Below are 15,512 nucleotides of genomic sequence, written 5' to 3'. Positions count from 1 at the left end.
AGCGCAGCGAAGCGCACCGCTTTGCAGGAGCGCGCGCCGATGCACGCATGCGCACGTACGCCGCCTTGCGCGCCACGTCGGCGCGCACGGTGTGGTCAAACAGGTGGCAGCAGGGAAGGGGTGCTACGGCAGCAGCGACGCCACGCCGTCGCAATGCACGGGCACGAAGGCGCGCGAGCGCACGGCGTTATGGCGCCTGACGCAACGGCGGGAAAGCATTGAGAAGACCGACAGGAAACGGCGCAATGCATGCGTGCCGCTGCTGCGGTCGGTGCTGGGGCGATCGATGCGAAGACCTCTCGCAGCTGGATCGCGGTTCCACCTTACCCAAGAGCCTCGGACTTTCACGATGACACTCGACTGGCGACGTTGGAGTTTGAACATGCGTCGCCTGAACGCGCACAGCGCTCAAACGGACCACACGTGGGCGGATCGCATGACGAGGCAGGGGATCTCACGTCGGGACGAGATGCCAGCCTTTCGATAGCCCTGCGATTGCCTTCGCTCAGGATATACATGAGCTGGAAATCGCGTCAATTGCTTTTTAGGCAAGCCCCGTGCGGAGTTTCCCTGAGCCATGCAGCACTATGCGTGAGGAATCGTGGTGGTGTTCGATTGTCGATTGGCATCATTCAGGCGCGCTGCCATTGCTCTTGCGCGATCGCTTCGCGGCCGGCACAGCCGGCGCTGTCTGATGTACGGCTTCGTTCTGCTCGAGCCGGCGGGTCGCTTCGGCGACATCGTGGCGGAATTGCGCGAGTGCGGCGAGCGACGCATCCGGCGGCTGCAGCGCGGACCACAACACGTCGATCAAACGTTCCGCGGTTGCGTCGATATCGGTGCGGCGGTTGGCGAGCGTCGCGTCCCACAGCACATGCTCCATCGGCCCGAACACCAGCGAGCGCAACAGGCGCAGCGGCATGTCGGCGCGAATCTGGCCGGTGGCCTGCCCAAGGGCCAGCACGTGCATCAGCGGTGCGGTATAACGCCGGTGCAAACCGGTCAGCGCTTCGCTCAACTCGTGCTGCTGGGTGCGTCCTTCGGACAGCACCAGCGAGCACAAACCGGTGCCGTTCACCAGCATCAGCCGCAAGTGCGTACGCACGATGAACGCGAATTGCTGGCGCACGCTGCCGTCGCGCGGCAAGCCGGCTTCGATCGCTTCGATGATCTCGTCATACCAGTCGCCGATCACACGCGCACACAGTTCGCGCTTGCCGCGGAAGTAGCTGAAAACGGTCGCCTCGGAGATCGACAGGCGCTGCGCGATTTCGGCGGTGGTGGCACGCTCGTAGCCTTTCTCGGCGAACACGTCGCGGCCGGCTTCGAGAATTTCCTTCACCCGCTGCTGCGATTTGCGCCCTGCCGGCTGCCGGCGCGATGTCAGCGCTTCGTCTTTCACTATGCGCATCATATGAGTCCAGTTCAGATTTCGGTGCCGGAGCACGCCCGTTCTTGCCGATACTAGCATGAAGGAAGCGGCTAGACCGCCATCTGGCTTTATGAGTCAGGCTCAAAAACACCTATTGACGCATACGTAAATCTGGCGTGAAATGCTTCGTTGAAAGGCGGCCTGGCGAATCGGCGCGTGTCGATGCAGCAGCGGCCGCCGTCCATACTGAGCGCCGCTCAGGAAATGCCGGTAAGCGGGCGCAGCAAAACTGTGCAACGCGTCGGCGCGATCGTGGAGACACACACAATGAGCAGTCTGCCCGGTTTGCAATTCCCGCTTGGTGAAGAAATCGAAATGCTGCGCGACAGCATCGCCGGCTTCGCAGCCAAGGAAATCGCGCCGCGTGCCGGCGAGATCGACCGCACCGATCAGTTCCCGATGGACCTGTGGCGCAAATTCGGCGAACTCGGCGTGCTCGGCATGACGGTGGCCGAGGAATACGGCGGCGCCAACTTCGGCTATACCGCGCATATGGTCGCGATGGAAGAGATCTCGCGCGCATCGGCTTCGGTCGGGCTGTCGTATGGCGCGCATTCGAATCTGTGCGTGAACCAGATCCACCGCAACGGCACCGAAGCGCAAAAGCGCCAGTATCTGCCCAAACTCGTGTCGGGCGAACACGTCGGCGCTCTGGCGATGAGCGAAGCGAATGCCGGGTCGGATGTGGTCAGCATGAAGCTGCGCGCCGACCTGAAAGGCGACCGGTACGTGCTGAATGGCACCAAGATGTGGATCACCAATGGCCCGGATTGCGACACGCTGGTCGTTTATGCGAAGACCGATCTCGAAGCCGGGCCGCGCGGCATCACGGCGTTTATCGTCGAGAAGGGCATGAAGGGCTTCTCGGTGGCGCAGAAGCTCGACAAGCTCGGCATGCGCGGTTCGCATACCGGCGAACTGGTGTTCCAGGACGTCGAGGTGCCGCAGGAAAATATCCTCGGCCAGTTGAACGGCGGCGTGAAGGTGCTGATGAGTGGGCTCGACTACGAACGGGCGGTGCTCGCAGGCGGCCCGACCGGCATCATGGCCGCGGTGATGGATGCGGTGGTGCCGTACATTCACGAGCGCAAGCAGTTCGGTCAGTCAATTGGCGAATTCCAGCTGATTCAGGGCAAGGTCGCCGATCTCTACACGACGATGCAGGCGTGCCGCGCGTATCTATATGCAGTGGGCCGGCAGCTCGATACGCTTGGCAAGGATCACGTGCGCCAGGTGCGCAAGGACTGCGCCGGCGTGATTCTGTACACCGCTGAAAAAGCCACGTGGATGGCCGGCGAAGCGATCCAGATTCTGGGCGGCAATGGCTATATCAACGAATATCCGGTCGGCCGTCTGTGGCGCGATGCGAAGCTTTACGAAATCGGCGCGGGCACCAGCGAAATCCGCCGCATGCTGATCGGCCGCGAGTTGTTTGCGGAAACGATGTAAGCGCAACCCGTAGCACTACGCCGCTGTACGCCGAAGAACAGGAGAGCCGCTCAATGCCCGTTATCGAAACCAGGCTGAATCCGCGCGCGGACGAGTTCCGCACCAATGCCGCGGCGCTCGAGGCGCTGGTCGCCGACCTGCGCGACAAGATCGACACACTCGCGGCCGGCGGCGGCGCGGCCGCGCGCGACCGGCACGTGTCGCGCGGCAAGCTGCTGCCGCGCGCGCGGGTGGCGCAACTGCTCGATCCGGGCACGCCGTTTCTCGAGCTGTCGCAGCTGGCCGCGTTCGGCATGTACAACAACGATGCGCCGGGTGCCGGCGTGATCACCGGCATTGGCCGCATTGCCGGCCAGGAATGCGTGATCGTCTGCAACGACGCGACCGTCAAAGGCGGCACGTACTACCCGATCACGGTGAAAAAGCACATACGCGCACAGGAAATCGCAGCGGAAAACCGCTTGCCGTGCGTGTATCTGGTCGATTCGGGCGGCGCCAACCTGCCGAATCAGGACGAGGTGTTTCCCGACCGCGATCACTTTGGCCGCATCTTTTACAACCAGGCCAATCTTTCCGCTGCCGGCATTCCGCAGATCGCGGTGGTGATGGGCTCGTGTACCGCGGGCGGCGCATACGTGCCGGCGATGAGCGACGAGTCGATCATCGTGAAGAACCAGGGCACCATCTTTCTCGGCGGGCCGCCGCTCGTAAAGGCTGCAACCGGCGAAGAAGTGAGCGCCGAAGATCTCGGCGGCGGCGACGTGCACACGCGGCTGTCGGGCGTGGTCGATCACCTCGCGCAGAACGATGCGCATGCGCTGGCGATCGCGCGCAGCATCGTCGGCAATCTGAACCGCACGAAGACTGTACCGGTCGCGCTGCAGGAGCCCAAGCCGCCGCGTTACGATCCGCGCAGCGTCTACGGTGTGATTCCGGTCGATACGCGTAAGCCGTTCGATGTGCGTGAGGTCATCGCACGCATCGTCGACGATTCCGCTTTCGACGAATTCAAGTCGCGCTACGGCACGACACTTGTCACCGGTTTTGCGCATATCTGGGGGCACCCGGTTGGCATCGTCGCGAACAACGGCATTCTGTTTTCCGAGTCGGCCCTGAAGGGTACGCATTTCATCGAGCTGTGTTGTCAACGCAAGATTCCGCTGGTGTTCCTGCAGAACATCACGGGCTTTATGGTGGGCCGCAAATACGAAAACGAAGGCATTGCGCGCAATGGCGCGAAGATGGTCACCGCGGTGGCGACGGCCAAGGTGCCCAAGTTCACGGTGATCATCGGGGGTTCATTCGGCGCGGGCAACTATGGAATGTGCGGGCGCGCGTACTCGCCGCGTTTTCTGTGGATGTGGCCGAACGCGCGCATTTCGGTGATGGGCGGCGAGCAGGCCGCTTCGGTGCTGGCTACCGTGAAGCGCGACGGCATCGAAGCGAAAGGCGGCGCATGGAGTGCCGCGGAAGAGGAGGCGTTCAAGCAGCCGATCCGGACGCAATATGAAGAGCAGGGTCATCCGTATTATGCGAGCGCGCGGCTGTGGGACGACGGCGTGATCGATCCGGCACAGACGCGCGACGTGCTCGGCCTCGGGTTGTCGGCGGCGATGAACGCACCGGTTGAGGAAACGCGCTTCGGCGTGTTCAGGATGTGAAGCGCAGGATGTAAAGCGCAGGAAGGAAAGCGCAGGAAGTAAAGCGCACGATGTAGGCAGCAGAAGCAAGCACCAAGCGAGCGGCGCAAAGGAGTGTCGACATGGAACAGCCCAAGCCTGAAACACTGACAATCTCGTTCGATCATCAGGTGGCAACCGTCACGCTGAATCGCCCCGAGGTGCGCAACGCGTTCAACGAAACGATGATTGCCGAGCTGACTGTCGTGTTCCGCGCGCTGGAGCATCGCGACGACGTGCGCGCGATCGTGCTGGCCGCGAACGGCAAGGCCTTCTGCGCGGGCGCGGACCTGAACTGGATGAAGAAAATGGCCAGCTACTCGGACGACGAAAATCGTGCCGACGCGTTGCGTCTGGCGGATATGCTCACCGCTATCTATCGCTGCGGCAAGCCGGTCATCGCGCGCGTAAACGGCGATGCTTACGCGGGCGGCATGGGCCTGATCTCCGTATGCGACATCGTGGTGGCGGTCGACTCCGCACGTTTCTGCCTGTCTGAAGCGCGGCTTGGACTGATCCCCGCAACGATTGCGCCGTATGTGATCCGCGCACTCGGCGAGCGCGCCGCGCGCCGCTACTTCGTGACGGCCGAGCAATTCGATTGTGCCACTGCGTTGCGGCTTGGCCTCGTCAGCGAGGCTGTGGCCGAAGACAGGCTCGACGATACCGTGCTGCAACTCGCCGCGATCCTGTGCTCGAACGGGCCGCAGGCGGTACGTGCCTGCAAGCGGCTGGTGCAGGACGTCGCAGGCCGTGAGATCGATACGGAACTGATCGAAGACACGGCCGGGCGCATCGCGCAGGCGCGTGCGAGTGCGGAGGGGCGTGAAGGCGTGGCGTCGTTTCTCGACAAACGGGCGCCGACGTGGCGCAGCTAAACGGTGCAGCCGCCCCATCCGCTTGCGCCTGCCTGACACACAATAGCGAAACAAAAGCCGGACAACAGCAAATCACCAGCCGCCAAAGGTAGACACTTCATGTTCAACAAGATCCTGATCGCGAACCGGGGTGAAATTGCCTGCCGTGTCGCTGCGACCTGCAAGCGGCTCGGTATAGCGAGTGTAGCGGTCTACTCGGATGCGGACGCGCACGCGAAGCACGTTGCCGCATGCGACGAAGCGGTCCATATCGGCGGCGCTGCGGCAGCCGACAGTTATCTGCGCATCGAGCGCATCATCGCAGCGGCGCGTGCGAGCGGCGCGCAGGCGGTGCACCCCGGCTACGGCTTCCTGTCGGAAAACGAAGACTTCGCACAAGCCTGCGCCGACGCCGGCCTGGTTTTTATCGGGCCGCCGGTCAGCGCGATTGCCGCGATGGGTTCGAAAGCCGCAGCCAAAGCGTTGATGCACACCGCGGCGGTGCCGCTCGTGCCCGGCTACCACGGCGACGACCAGGACCCTGAACTGCTGCGCCGCGAAGCGGACGCGATCGGCTACCCGGTGCTGCTGAAGGCAAGCGCCGGCGGTGGCGGCAAAGGCATGCGCGTGGTCGAGCGTAGCGAAGACTTCGCGGCAGCGCTCGCATCATGCAAGCGCGAGGCGGCAAGCAGTTTCGGCAACGACCGCGTACTGATCGAAAAGTATCTGACGCGGCCGCGCCACGTCGAAGTGCAGGTATTCGCCGATACGCACGGCAACGCGGTGTATCTGTTCGATCGCGACTGTTCGGTGCAGCGGCGTCATCAGAAAGTGCTGGAAGAAGCGCCGGCGCCGGGGCTATCCGACGAACTGCGGCGCGCGATGGGCGAAGCGGCGGTCGCCGCGGCGCGCGCGGTCGATTATGTCGGCGCGGGCACCGTCGAATTCATCATGACAGGCGGCGATTTCTATTTCATGGAAATGAATACGCGCCTGCAGGTCGAACATCCGGTCACCGAAATGATTACCGGGCACGATCTGGTCGAATGGCAGTTGCGCGTGGCAGCCGGCGAAGCGCTGCCGTGCGCGCAGCAGGCGCTGCACATCGATGGGCATGCGATCGAAGCGCGCATTTATGCGGAGCATCCGGCGCGCGGCTTCCTGCCGTCGACGGGCACGCTGAGGCATTTGCGCATGCCGGAGGGCGTCGAGTTCACGATCGGCGCGCGGCACGATGCATCGGCCGGCGCGAGCGGCGCCAGTGCGCGCGCTCCCGTGCGTATCGACAGCGGCGTGCGTGAAGGCGATACGATCACGCCGTTCTACGATCCGATGATCGCGAAGCTGATCGTGCACGGCGCGTCGCGCGCGCAGGCGCTGCAGCGGATGAGCCGCGCGTTGCAGGCTTGCGAGGTGGTGGGCTTGCATACGAACGTCGAATTTCTGCGGCGCATCGTGACCAGCGAGCCGTTCGTGAGCGGCGATCTCGACACAGGGTTGATCGAGCGGCATCACGCCGAGCTGTTTGCGCCGGCGCGCGTGCCGTCCGATGCGGCACTCGCGCTCGCCTGTGCGGCTTTGTTGACGCGCGAGGGCGGTACCGCGCGTGGCACGACACACGGCACGTCGCCATGGGACGCACTCGCGCACTGGCGGCTCAACGGCGGCTACACGCAGACGCTAAACTGGCGCGACACCGAAAGCGACGCAGCGTTGACCGTCACGTTCGCACGCGACGGCGAAACAGCCACACTCGAGCACGCCGGACAGCGTGCACCGTTCGCATCGTGGAGCGGCGCAGGTCCGCACGAATACGGCGCGAGTTTCGGCGACAGGCGTGCAACAGGCCGCGTGTTTATCGACGGCGACACGTTCCACGTGTTCTGCAACGGCGAAACGCTCGCACTCGAATGGCAGAACCTGCTTGCGCACGCAGCGGATGCCGAACATGGCGAAGGCCGTCTGACCGCGCCGATGCCGGGCAAGGTGATCGCGGTGCTGGTCGAAGCAGGCGCGGTGGTGGAGAAGGGCGCACCGCTGATCGTGATGGAAGCGATGAAGATGGAGCACACGATCGGCGCACCGACTGCAGGCAAAATCACTGAAGTGCTCTACGCGGTCGGCGATCAGGTGGCCGACGGTGCGCAGTTGCTGGTGCTGGAGCCGCAATGACGCGCGCGATCAGGCAAGGTCCGGATAGCCTGACGCGATCGCTTCGTTTTCAAGTTGTGTGATGCGCGCGTAGTCGTCCATCGAAAGGATGTTGAAGCCCTTCAGCTTCAAACGCCGCGCGCATTCCGGCTGCGCCGCGACCGCATCGTGCAATGCGGTTCGCAGCGCTTCGACGGTGCGTGTCGCCACGTCGCGCGACGCAATCAGCGGCAAGCCGGGCGACGCACGGGTCCAGCCGATTTCGCGTACCGCTTGCGCAAGTGCGGGAAGCTCGTCGCGTACGAAGGCCATCGTAATGCAATCGATGGCCGCGACGTCCGCGCGGCCATCGGCCAGCGCCTGCAGCGAGCCCACATGTGAACCGGTGCGCAATGCGGCGCTAAAAAACCTGCCATTGTGTGCGAGCGGTGCAACCGTGTGCCGTAGTGCATTGAAGCCGCTATTCGAATCGCGCTGATTGAACGCGACGCGCGCACCGCGGCACTGCTCGAGCGTCTCGAACGGTCCATCGGCGCGGGTGACGAGCACGCTCGCATAATCGCTGCCGTCGCAACCCGGCGCCGCGAAGCACGGCGTGGCGACCAGTTGCACTTCATCGCGCAGCCCGTGCATCAGCGGATAGCCGCAGGTCTGCGCAAGCAGCAGGTCGCGGCGCCGCCAGAACGCGGGCAGATCGTCGCCGGGCTCGACGATGCGCGCCGTGCCATCGACCGCGCGCAATACATCTGCCAGCAGATCGCGCCAGCCCTGCGCAAGCGCGGGCGTGACGTTATACATCGGCAGTGCGGCGACGCGGCTCATCATCCGACCTGATTCAGTACATCCAGCGCTGCTTTGCACGCGCCCTGCAGTTGCGCGCGCATCAAATCCTGCACGCGCGGATCGTTATTGACGATCGCGTCGCGAATCCGTACCGACTGCTCGCACGACGCGCGCATGCGTCCGCCGCGCGCCATCGCGATGCGCCGCACGCGCCTTACCGGGCCGATCAGCGCCGCATGGCTTTCCTGCAAGGTCTTGTTGTCGGCAATCGTCATCACGACGGTATAGAAGCGGTCGAGCGCATCGACATAGCTGGAAGGATCGTCGGCTTCGACGCTCGCCTGCATCGCCTGCACGACGTCGTCGAGCTGCGCACGGCCCAGCGCCGTGATGCGGTCGGCGGCCAGTTGTACCGCGAGGCCCTCGAGCGCGCCGCGTACCGTATAGATCTCTTCGACGTCGCGCGTGGTGACCGAGCGCACGAATGCGCCGATGCGCGGCAGCACCGTGACGAGCCCTTCGCGCTCGAGCTGCGCGAACGCCTCGCGCATCGGCGTGCGGCTCACGTTCAGCTGCCTGGCGACCTGCACTTCCGACAGGCGGCTGCCCGGCGCCAGCACGCCTTCGACAATCGCCTCGCGCAACGCAGGCACTACCACGCCTTCGCTCAATGAATCGCTGGCGGCATGCACGGTGCGCATGCGCGCATGGTATTTGCGGCCGATCGTATCGAGCGGCGGCTCATGTGGCGCCTCGTGCGGCGCCTCACGATGGCCGTGGCTTTCGGTTTTTTTCGCGGTTCGCAATGGGCGCTCCTGTTGATGCGTCATGTTATCCCAGCGGCTAACCGGGAGCAGTTTCGCTGCCCCTTGTTAGCGCCGGAAATGTCTGGTTTTGTTTGCCAGTTGACACCGCGGGATTCGTTGAATACGCTGTATACAGATTATACAACACAGGAGATGACGTGGATCACGTTACTTTGCCGCAACCCGTACTAATCGAACGAAAGGGCGCCGTTCTCACGTTCACGCTGAACAATCCGGACGCGGGCAACGAGGTCAATGGCCCGATGTTCGACGCGATGATCGCCGCACTGCGCAGCGAAGCCATCGAGCCGGCCGCGCGCGTGCTGCGGCTGCGCGCGTCGGGCCCGGCGTTCTGCAAGGGCCGCGAGCGGGCCGGCCGCGATGCGGCGTCGATTCACGCGGAAGTGACGCGGTTGATCGAATTGAAGCGCCTGCTGCGCAGCACCTCGCTGATCAGCGTGGCCGAAGTGCAGGGCGACGCGCTCGGCTTCGGTTTCGGCCTCGCGATCCTGTGCGATTTCACGATCGTATCGAGCGATGCGCGACTCGGCTTCCCCGAAATGAAAGCGGGGCTGCCGCCGGCCGCGATCATGGCTTATCTTGGCCGCTATGCGCTGCCCAAGCGGGTGTTTCCGATGGTGTTGTTCGGCGACCCGATGTCGCCCGCCGCGGCGCTCGACGCAGGTCTGATCACGCAGGTCAGCGAGCCCGGCCTGCTGGCCTCGGCAACCGACGCGCTGATCGAGCGCGTGGTTGCGTTGAACGAAGCCGGCGCGCGTCAGTGCAAGGCGTTCTTCCAGTCGACCGAAGAAAATTCGCTCGAGCAGAATTTCCGCTTCGCCACCGAAACGCTGACTGTCACGAGCCTGCGCCTGATGCAAAGCCGTTGAACGGACAAGGCCCGGGCCGCGGCGCGCTGATGCGCCGCACCGTGCCGCACCGTGCGCGCGGATCGGGAGCAAGCCGAACGCACTCGACCCGCGCCGAAAAAGATCACCCTTACTAGAAGAAATCGCCCGGAAACTGGCTGGAGACGTACATGAACGTGAACGCAGGAGCAAGACTCGACAGGCTGCCGATGTCGCCTTTCCATCGCCGCATCATGTGGCTGATCGGCATCGGCATGTTTTTCGACGGCTTCGACATCTATGTCGCGTCGACCGTGCTGGGCGCCACGCTGCAAAGCGGCTTCTCGACGCTCGCGCAAAACGCGCTGTTCGTGTCGCTGACCTTCTTCGGCATGATGATCGGCTCGTTCGCGACCGGCTTTCTCGGCGACCGCTTCGGGCGCCGCTTCACCTATCAGGCGAACCTCGCGATCTTCGGTATTGCATCGCTGGGCGCGGCGCTTGCGCCGACCATGAGCGTGCTGATCGCGTGCCGCTTTCTGATGGGCGTGGGTCTCGGCGCGGAAAACGTGGTCGGCTACTCGACGCTCGCCGAGTTCGTGCCGCCGGCCAAACGCGGCCGGCTGCAAGGCCTGATGGCGGTGTTCGTCGTCACCGGCCTGCCGGTAGCCGGCCTGATCGGTCTGCTGGTGATCCCGGCATTCGGCTGGCGCGCGATGTTCGTGCTGGGCGGGATCGGCGCGCTTGCCGTCTGGTATGCGCGTAAGGCGCTGCCGGAATCGCCGCGCTGGCTCGAGTCGTCCGGGCGCGACAAGGAAGCCGAAGAAATCATGCAGCGTATCGAGGCGGAAGTGGCGGTATCGCACGGCACGCCGCTGCCGGCGCCGGTGATCGTCGCCAAGCCCGCGCATGCGCAGCCGTTGAACTTCGGCTCGCTGTTCAGCGGCATGATGCTGCAGCGAATGATCGTCGGCTGCGTGTGTCTGGTCGTGATCAACACGCTGCTGTACGGCTTCGTTACGTGGCTGCCGACCTTCTTCGTGCACCAGGGCTTCAGCATCGCGAAGTCGTTCGGCTATGCGCTCGTGATGTCGCTGGGTGCACCGATGGGTTCGGCGATCGGCGCCTTCACCGCTGATTCATGGGGCCGCAAGAAGACCATCATCGCGGCGTCGCTGATGGCGATCGTGTTCGGCGCGATCTACCCGTTCGTCAGCAATCCGTTGTTGCTGCCGGTGGTCGGCCTGCTGCTGACGATTCCGATCTACGTGCTGGTCGCGCTGCTGTTCGCCGTGTACGTGCCGGAACTGTTCCCGACGGAAGTGCGGCTGCGCGCGTCCGGCATTTGCAATACGCTGGGGCGTGGCGCGACGATCGTCACACCGTTCATCGTCGTTGCGCTGTTTGCGCAGCATGGCGTGATCGGCGTGCTCGCGCTGATGATCAGCCTGCTCGCCGTGCAGATCGTGGTGGTGGCGTGGCTCGGTGTGGAACCGACCGGCCAGCGCCTCGAAGACCTGCAACCGGGCGAGGCGCTCGCGCATGATGGCGTCAATGCCGGTGCGCGAGTCTCGGCGACCAAATAATGCATACGTACACAGATAGACGCTTTAACGCATAGGTATTGCGCGCCTGACGGCAGACGATAGCCTGCCGCTCGCAAGCAGGGCGCAAGAAAAACTGCAAGGAACCTAAAGGAAAATCGCAATGGATGCACTGAACAAGCAGCACCTCGACGCGCAGCTCTTCATCGACGGCGAGTGGACCAACGCGAGCAACGGCCGCACGATGGACATCGTGAATCCGGCGACCGGCGCCGTGATCGGCAGCCTCGCCGCGGCCACCGAAGCGGACGTCGATCGCGCGGTGCGCGCCGGCCATACCGCCTTCGAACACGGCGAATGGCGCGACATGCCGATCCAGCAGCGCGCGCGCATCATGAACCGTTTCGCCGATCTGTTCGAAGCGGACCTCGAGAGCTTCTACCGGCTCGAAACGCTGAACAACGGCCGGCCGATCTCCGAGACGCGTGCGCAGATTTCGCGTCTGCCACAGTTCTACCGCTATTTCGCCGCACTCGCGCTGACGCGCCGCAGCGACGTGATCCCGATCGAAGGCCCGTACCTGTGCTACACGCAGCGCGTGCCGCTCGGCGTGGTCGCGCTGATGACATCGTTCAACCACCCGCTGATGATCCTGTCGAAGAGCCTCGCGCCGGCGCTCGCAACCGGCAACAGCGTGGTGATCAAGGCCTCCGAACAGACGCCGCTGACCACCGTGCGCCTCGTGCGTCTGCTGCAGGAAGCGGGCGTGCCGAAGGGCGTGGTCAACGTGGTGAACGGCGAAGGACGTGAAGCGGGCGCGGCGCTGGCCAGACATTCGCTGATCCGCAAGGTGGTGTTCACCGGCGGCACTGAAGTGGGCCGCTCGATCGGCGAAGCAGCGGCGCGCACTTTTGCGCTGACTACGCTGGAACTGGGCGGCAAGGGCGCGATGATCCTGTTCGACGATATGGATCTCGAACGCGCAGTGAACGGTGCGGCGTTCGGGTCGTTTATCGGCGCGGGCCAGACCTGCGTGTGCGGCGCGCGTATCCTGGTGCAGGAAACCATCTACAAGGAATTCCTCGAGCGCTTCCGCGCGAAGGCGGCGGGCATTCGCGTCGGCGATCCGGAAGATCCGAAGACGCAGCTGGGCCCGGTGATTTCGGACCGTTCGCGTCAGCGCATTCTCGCAATGCTGGAGCGCGCGCAGAAGGATGGCGCGAAGCTGCTGACCGGTGGCAAGGTGCCGGCGCATCTGTCGCAGGGCTTCTATCTCGAGCCGACGGTGTTCTACGACGTCGACCCGGCATGCGAAATGGGCCAGGAGGAAGTGTTCGGCCCGGTGACGGTCGTGATGCCGTTCAAGGACGAAGCCGACGCGCTGCGCATCGCCAACGACTCGCAGTTCGGTCTGGCCGCATCGATCTGGACGCTCGATGTGGCGCGTGCGCACCGCGTGGCGAGCAAGCTGGAGTTCGGCATGGTGTGGGTGAACGACCACCACCGGCTCGACCCGGCATCGCCGTGGGGCGGCTTCAAGAACAGCGGTGTGGGCCGCGAGACCGGCATCGAATCGTTCGACCAGTTTAGCGAACCGCGTGCGGTGACGGTCAATACGAGCGGCAAGACGGTCGACTGGTATGCGGACGATGGTCAGCTGAAGCGTTTGAACTAACTGATAGCTGTTGTACCTTTAACGCTGCCGCCATCGCTCGATGGCGGCAGCGTGCCGTATTCTTCGCGAAACCTCATCCCCCCGGTTTCCCGCGAGCGTGGCCTATAAAGCCCGTCTCGTGCGCTGGTGTTCGACCGTCGCGACGCGATGAACCTCGTGGCGACTCAGCGGCCAGCTGCTTCCACTTCCACTCACCCGCGCTTGCCCCGCCACTCTGTTGGACGCAGGCGCATGTTGACGCGTGAAAACCGACAGATCGTCCGCATGCACCGGGTGGGCGATCGCAGTGAACGCGTAACGCTTCGCCCATTCGCCAAAGCCCTTTACGACAAAGCCGCCGCAGCGCTCGATGTACTGCTGGCGCGACGCCTGATAAACATGTCGAAGCGCGAACCACGGCACATACGGCAAGTCGTGATGGACCAGGTGGTAGTTGTTATTCAGGAACAGCAGGCGCCAGAACCAGCCGGCCTCATTGATCACCGTGCGATGGCGCGGCTCGTGCGCGACGCGATGCTCGTGAAACGAGCGCACCGAACTCAGCGCGAGCGCAGGGTAACCGGCGCCGACGATAAACTGCCACGGCGCGATGCCGCTCGCATGTTCGAGCCACAGCGTCAATCCCGCCAATGCGGCGCCGTGCGCGAGCCATGCCGGCAGATCGCTGAAGTCGCGCTGTGCGAGTTTGCGCACCGCGTCGCGTGCAGTCGCGGCGAGCGAGAACGCGGGGCCGAGCAGCAGACGGCCCGCGAACGTATTGCGCGCGATCAGCAGTGCGCGCAATACCGGATGAGCGCGCTGCCACGCAGCGCTGCTGACGAAATAACTCTCAGGGTCGTGTTCCGGGCCGGTCAGATGCGCGCTGTCGTGATGGCGTAGATGCGACTCGCGATAGACGCGATACGGCAGCCACACCGCCAGCGGCACGGAGCCCAGCAACGCGTTGAGACGCGGCCAGCGCGTCGGATGGCCATGCATCAGTTCGTGCTGCAACGACATGTACCACGCGCCCAGCAGTGCGAACAGTGCAAGCGCGCCGGGAATACCGAGCATGCGCGCATGAACGGCTACGCCGAACCAGCCCGCGTAGATCGCGACAAGCACCAGCCACGTCGGCCATTCGGTGCGCCATGTCCAGCTGTTACGGCGAGTCCGCAGGGTTTGACGCTGTGCGTTGTCGAGATGATCGTCCATCGGCAAAGTCGGTCCGTAAAGGCGCGGTCCATAAAAGCGCGGTCCTGAAGCGGTGTGCTGAAACCGTCAGGCAGGCCCGATTGCGCATTGAAACCGATGCTATCCGCCGTTCCTCGTCGGCAGAACCAATTTGTCGCGCAAAGCTTTGCTGGAAACGCGCTATGCGTTCGGTGGCGTGGCTCTGTCGGAGTCCGCTGCGGGGTTGCCCGTTTCCTTGAGAATCCATTGGTTGAACGCGCGCATCGCCGGCGTGGCCGGTTTCGCCTTTTGCCAGGTGAGCCAATAGCTGCCCGCCTGCACGTCGATGTCGAATGGCCGCACGAGGCGGCCCAGTGCCAGATCGCGTTCGAACATCGACGCCGGTGCCAGCGCGACGCCGGCGCCTTGCAGCGCCGCCTCCACCATCAAACGCGATGAATCGAACACCGGGCCGCGCACGGGGCGCGGCGCGAGCCCCGCCGCGCGAAACCAGTTGGCCCAGTCGTCGGCGCGGTACGAGCGCAGCAGCGTGTCGCTGGCGAGATCGGCGGGAGTATGCAGATGTTGCGCGAGTTCCGGAGCGCACAGCACCGACAGCGGCGCATCGAACAGTTTCAGCGCGCGCGAGCCGGGCCACGTGCCGTCGCCGAAACGGATCGCGAAGTCGAGGCCTTCGCCGGCCAGATCGACGAGGTTGTTATTCGTCATCATGCGCAGCTCGATAAACGGATGCGCGGCTGCAAACGATTTCAGGCGCGGCATCAGCCAGCCCACCGCGAAGGTGCCGACCGCGCCCACCGTGAGCACCTCATGGAAGTGGCCACCTTCGAATTGCCGCATCACGGCCTCGATGCGATCGAATGCGTCGCCGAGCACGAGGTAGAGCGCGAGTCCTTCATCGGTGATTGCGAGGCCGCGCGGCAGACGCTTGAAGAGGGTCGTGCCGAGCCGCTCTTCGAGAATTCTGACCTGCTGGCTGACGGCCGCCTGCGTGACCTTCAGTTCCAGCGCCGCGCGCGTGAAACTCAGATGGCGCGACGCCGCCTCGAAGGCGCGCAATGCATTGAGCGGCAGATAAGGTCGCATGATCGAGCCATAAGTTTTTCTGGGGCAAA

The 15,512-nt window shown here is 64.2% G+C and carries 12 protein-coding genes; 7 read left to right on the top strand and 5 right to left on the bottom strand.

What is annotated here, in order from left to right:
- Nucleotides 1–628: 628 nt before the first annotated feature.
- Nucleotides 629–1,414 (bottom strand): TetR/AcrR family transcriptional regulator, encoded by a 786-nt coding sequence (locus tag ACYVNQ_RS15925; RefSeq protein ID WP_460903460.1) that lies wholly within the window; start codon nt 1,412–1,414, stop codon nt 629–631.
- A 285-nt stretch (nt 1,415–1,699) separates the two neighbouring features.
- Here ACYVNQ_RS15925 and ACYVNQ_RS15920 point away from each other — a divergent pair, with 285 nt between their 5' ends.
- The 4 genes from ACYVNQ_RS15920 (at nt 1,700) to ACYVNQ_RS15905 (ending at nt 7,589) form a co-directional block, all read left to right on the top strand.
- The gene (locus tag ACYVNQ_RS15920; RefSeq protein WP_460903459.1) at nt 1,700–2,881 is read left to right on the top strand and encodes an isovaleryl-CoA dehydrogenase; all 1,182 of its coding nucleotides are present in this window, start codon (nt 1,700–1,702) and stop codon (nt 2,879–2,881) included.
- Nucleotides 2,882–2,934: 53 nt separating this feature from the next.
- A complete protein-coding gene (locus ACYVNQ_RS15915; protein ID WP_460903458.1) occupies nt 2,935–4,542 on the top strand; it encodes a carboxyl transferase domain-containing protein in 1,608 nt (535 codons plus the stop codon).
- 101 nt (nt 4,543–4,643) lie between these two features.
- Nucleotides 4,644–5,438: an enoyl-CoA hydratase/isomerase family protein gene (locus ACYVNQ_RS15910; protein ID WP_460903457.1), complete on the top strand. Its 795-nt coding sequence runs from the start codon at nt 4,644–4,646 to the stop codon at nt 5,436–5,438.
- Nucleotides 5,439–5,537: 99 nt separating this feature from the next.
- Entirely contained in the window at nt 5,538–7,589 is a 2,052-nt protein-coding gene (locus tag ACYVNQ_RS15905; protein ID WP_460903456.1) for an acetyl/propionyl/methylcrotonyl-CoA carboxylase subunit alpha, read from the top strand.
- Nucleotides 7,590–7,598: 9 nt separating this feature from the next.
- Here the strand turns inward: ACYVNQ_RS15905 and ACYVNQ_RS15900 are convergent, their stop codons facing one another.
- Together ACYVNQ_RS15900 and ACYVNQ_RS15895 are read right to left on the bottom strand one after the other, a co-directional pair.
- The gene (locus tag ACYVNQ_RS15900; protein ID WP_460903603.1) at nt 7,599–8,390 is read right to left on the bottom strand and encodes a phosphate/phosphite/phosphonate ABC transporter substrate-binding protein; all 792 of its coding nucleotides are present in this window, start codon (nt 8,388–8,390) and stop codon (nt 7,599–7,601) included.
- Nucleotides 8,390–9,157 (bottom strand): GntR family transcriptional regulator, encoded by a 768-nt coding sequence (locus ACYVNQ_RS15895; protein ID WP_460903455.1) that lies wholly within the window; start codon nt 9,155–9,157, stop codon nt 8,390–8,392. Before ACYVNQ_RS15895 ends, ACYVNQ_RS15900 begins: the two co-directional genes overlap by 1 nt.
- 158 nt (nt 9,158–9,315) lie before the next feature.
- On the opposite strand from ACYVNQ_RS15895, the gene ACYVNQ_RS15890 reads away from it, so the two are divergent.
- From ACYVNQ_RS15890 to ACYVNQ_RS15880, 3 genes are all read left to right on the top strand, one after another.
- Complete coding sequence (locus ACYVNQ_RS15890) at nt 9,316–10,047, top strand: enoyl-CoA hydratase/isomerase family protein (RefSeq protein WP_460903454.1); 732 nt, start codon at nt 9,316–9,318, stop codon at nt 10,045–10,047.
- Nucleotides 10,048–10,196: 149 nt separating this feature from the next.
- Complete coding sequence (locus ACYVNQ_RS15885; RefSeq protein WP_460903453.1) at nt 10,197–11,591, top strand: MFS transporter; 1,395 nt, start codon at nt 10,197–10,199, stop codon at nt 11,589–11,591.
- Between the two features lie 121 nt (nt 11,592–11,712).
- Nucleotides 11,713–13,224, top strand: a complete 1,512-nt coding sequence (locus ACYVNQ_RS15880) for an aldehyde dehydrogenase (RefSeq protein WP_460903452.1) — start codon at nt 11,713–11,715, stop codon at nt 13,222–13,224.
- A gap of 102 nt (nt 13,225–13,326) precedes the next feature.
- On the opposite strand, the gene ACYVNQ_RS15875 is transcribed toward ACYVNQ_RS15880, so the two are convergent.
- Nucleotides 13,327–14,418 (bottom strand): fatty acid desaturase, encoded by a 1,092-nt coding sequence (locus ACYVNQ_RS15875; protein WP_460903451.1) that lies wholly within the window; start codon nt 14,416–14,418, stop codon nt 13,327–13,329.
- Between the two features lie 159 nt (nt 14,419–14,577).
- Complete coding sequence (locus ACYVNQ_RS15870; RefSeq protein ID WP_460903450.1) at nt 14,578–15,483, bottom strand: LysR family transcriptional regulator; 906 nt, start codon at nt 15,481–15,483, stop codon at nt 14,578–14,580.
- Nucleotides 15,484–15,512: the final 29 nt, after the last annotated feature.

It is taken from the genome of Paraburkholderia jirisanensis (assembly GCF_054782355.1).
Note: the sequence above shows the minus strand (reverse complement) of the source record. Positions and strands in the feature narration are given on the sequence as shown.